At 25.1% G+C, this 3,354-nt stretch carries 3 protein-coding genes, 1 tRNA gene and 1 pseudogene; 1 reads left to right on the top strand and 4 read right to left on the bottom strand.

The window, feature by feature from the left end; genetic code table 4:
* From AB668_RS05265 to rpsO, 3 genes are all read right to left on the bottom strand, one after another.
* The coding region (locus AB668_RS05265) for a transposase (RefSeq protein ID WP_082160320.1) at window positions 1-1,233 on the bottom strand (1,233 nt) is incomplete at its 3' end.
* A 302-nt stretch (window positions 1,234-1,535) separates the two neighbouring features.
* Window positions 1,536-1,609: transfer RNA gene (locus AB668_RS02415), tRNA-Gly, on the bottom strand.
* A 71-nt stretch (window positions 1,610-1,680) separates the two neighbouring features.
* Entirely contained in the window at window positions 1,681-1,947 is a 267-nt protein-coding gene (gene rpsO, locus AB668_RS02410; protein ID WP_004426738.1) for a 30S ribosomal protein S15, read from the bottom strand.
* 439 nt (window positions 1,948-2,386) lie between these two features.
* Between rpsO and AB668_RS02405 the strand changes: the two genes are divergently transcribed.
* Window positions 2,387-2,872 (top strand): Panacea domain-containing protein, encoded by a 486-nt coding sequence (locus AB668_RS02405; RefSeq protein ID WP_050517464.1) that lies wholly within the window; start codon window positions 2,387-2,389, stop codon window positions 2,870-2,872.
* Here AB668_RS02405 and AB668_RS02400 read toward each other — a convergent pair.
* Window positions 2,853-3,354, bottom strand: a pseudogene (locus AB668_RS02400) (IS1634 family transposase); the annotation flags it as partial. The gene AB668_RS02405 and the pseudogene AB668_RS02400 sit on opposite strands and share 20 nt — an antisense overlap.

Raw genomic sequence — 3,354 nt, 5'->3', positions numbered from 1 at the left:
ATCTTCAAATTTATTTTTAATTCTATAACCAATAATTAATGTAAGCATATTGATAAATTCATCTGCATAAACACTTAAATCATCATGAACTTTAACTGAATCAAGTTCCAAAGTGTTTTTGTAAAAGTCATTAACAAGTTCAATTTCCCATCTTTGCTTATACATATTCAAGGCTTCTTGACATGTTATGTCTTGGTCAGAAACATATGCGATAGTGCCAAATTTGTGTTTCATTTTGTCATATCTTTCTTTTGAGAATTTTTTGCTTGACATAAAGTCGTGTTCTTCTTTGAATGCTCTTTTAACATCTCTAAAACAATAATAATATTTGTCTTCATAAAATACTTTTTTATATCATGTCGGATTCTCTTTATCGTCAAGTTTTTCTGACATATTATAAGCATCAATTTTATCTAAAATTTTTGAGGATCTTTTTAAAGGATGTATAAAACCAACGTTTCCAAAATACTCATTATTCATTGCTTTGTCACCAATTATAATTCCTTTTGTTATACCTGTTTTTTCTAAGAAATCAGGAAAACTAGTGACATCTACACAATTTCCGGGGTATGGAAGAGAACAAATTACATCTTTTGTTGATACATTGAAAGCAACTATAATGGATATGTTTTTACTGTTTTTAATTTTTGATTTGAAAGAAAAGTCATTTAAAGAATTAATTCTACTATTATTATTTTTTAACATCCCATCAATAGCAATTCTGTTATCATAATCAATTTTTTTAACTCTGTTTCTAATGAATAAAAGCGCTTTTCCATAATCAAGACCAACTGATCTTAGAAATTTAGAAATATTATTTTTACTTAGTTTTAAGTTTTGAAATTCATTAGAAATAAAAGATTCTTCGTATGTTTCTTCTAAGTTGCTATATGAGATTTTTGGATTTATAGAACGTAATAATGAAATTGTATACAAGTGATTAGCAAAATCTAATGTATAAACTTCTTTTAGATCACTTAAAATATCTTGTGAAACCGATTTAGTCAATTCATAATCACCATAATATTTAAAGCTAATCTCCTTTTTAATTTCTTCTTTTTTAATAAACTCACCATCAATGATGTGTCCTATCACTTTACCCTCTTTTGGTTGATTAGAACCGTTTTTTCTTACACAACCAACCCTTTCAATTACAGCTCATTTTGAACCAGATTTTTTAATTACAGTATTCTTTGGTCTTGGAACTTGTCGTATCTCTAGTGGTACTCCCATGTTAACCTCCTATATAGTTAATTATATAGTTAAATTATAGCATAATTAAGTAATATTTTAAAGTATTTTTTTTAATTTTTGTAACAAAAAACGAGATATTTTAATTAAAATCTCATTTTTTATGCAATATAACTGCTTTTTATTATATTTTATGATGTTTGTATAGTTAATTTATGCGGTAAACTTTTGTATAACTTAAATAATGACATTTTGCGTGCACCATGCACACATTAATATTATATATCTTTTTAAAATAAAAAATAAAAAAACACTAGTAAATTCTAGTGTTTGTTATTTTCATATGGAGCAGGTGAAGGGAATCGAACCCTCACAGTCAGCTTGGAAGGCTGAAGTTCTACCATTAAACTACACCTGCGTTAAATTGACACTCTTATATAATAATATAGATATTACTAAGTGTCAAGATATTTTTTAAATTTTTTGGAATTATTTTCTAATTCCTAATTTTTCAATAATAGCTTTATATCTGTTAACATCTTTTCTAACTAAGTAATTTAAAAAGTGTCTTCTTTGAGCAACTTTTTTTAATAAACTTCTTCTTGTTGGAACATCTTTTTTGTGAACTTTTAAGTGTTCAGTCATGTTAGCGATTTCTTTAGTTAGAATTGCGATTTGAACTTCAGCTAAACCAGTATTTTTTTCTGATCCACCAAATTCTTTAATTAAAGCTAATTTATCTTGTTTTGATATCATGATATAACTCCCTCTTTTGTGATTTATTAATGTATTATCAAAGATATATTTGGGATGAATAATACCTTTGGTAAACTATCAACTAAAATATTATAACACTAAAGTAGAAAAATGATAATATTTTTTAAAATTCTCTAAAATGATATTTTTTTAAAAATCCACGAGTGAAGTTTCAATCTTTTTAGCCTTACTTAAAAATATTCGCAATGTTAAATTTACAATTCATTGGATAAAAAAACAACTCTCGGTTATTTTTTATAATATCACATTAAATATTTAAATTATTTCAAAACTTATATTTTACATATGAAAACATTTTCATTAATTAAGCTTTGTTTTACTCTTAATGATATTCCAGACTTTGTTTTACTCTTAATGATAAAGTAGGTGATTTATGCTAAACTTTAAATAGAAATAATATCATATAAAGGTGATTAATATGACTAAGAAATATAGTTACAAAGATGTTATTAAATGATTTTTATCAAAAGAAGCTATGACACATAAAAAACTTCAAAAAATAACTTACTATGCAGAAGCATGATCTTATGCTTTATTTGATGATGGTCTTTTAAGTGATACTTGTTTTCAAGCTTGAATTCACGGTCCTGTTTCTCCTGAGATTTGAAACGAATATAAAAATTATCTATGAAACGATATACCTAAAGAAGAGTTTGATGAAAGCATTTTTGATGAAAGAACATTAAATCTTTTAGACTCAGTTTGGTATACATATGGTAAAAAATCAGGTTTTGAACTAGAAGCTTTAACTCATTCTGAAGATCCTTGAAAAATAGCTCGAAATGGTCTTCCTGAATTTGAAAGATCAACTCAAATAATTAATCCTGAAGATATGAAAAGATACTACAAAAGCATTTATATTAAAAAATTCCCAATTTCAGACACTATATTTTTAAAACTTTAATAAGTTCTTTAATATATTTTAATGTTTCAACATCATCCCACTCTTCTCTTACTCTTGGTTTTCTTTTTTTCATTACTTTTGATAAATATCTAAAAATTTGACCAATTGTTTTATTTTCTAAAACACCATTTTCAAGTAAGTAATTTTTTATTCTGCAAAGCATTATAGATGATAAAAAATTAATAAATTCAGTAGCTATTATTCTGTAATTTCCCTGAACATTTCCTTCGTTTTGTTCTAGTACATTTTTAAATTGCTTAAATAATAACTCAATTTCTCATCTCTTTTTGTATGAGATGTAGATATCTTTTATGTTTAAATCTCCATTACATTCAAAAATAATTAGTCCAAAAAGATCTTCTTTTTCCAATAGTTTTTTTTCATCATAAACACCTTTTTTATAAGTTCGACTAATAAAATTTTTCTTCTGAGTAAATTCTGTTAAAGTTGACCTATAACAAAAATAATACTTTCCATCTACA

Source organism: Mycoplasma sp. HU2014 (genome assembly GCF_001199495.1).
Taxonomy (GTDB): Bacteria; Bacillota_I; Bacilli_A; order Mycoplasmatales; family Mycoplasmataceae; genus Mycoplasma.
This window is presented reverse-complemented; position numbering and strand designations above follow the sequence as displayed.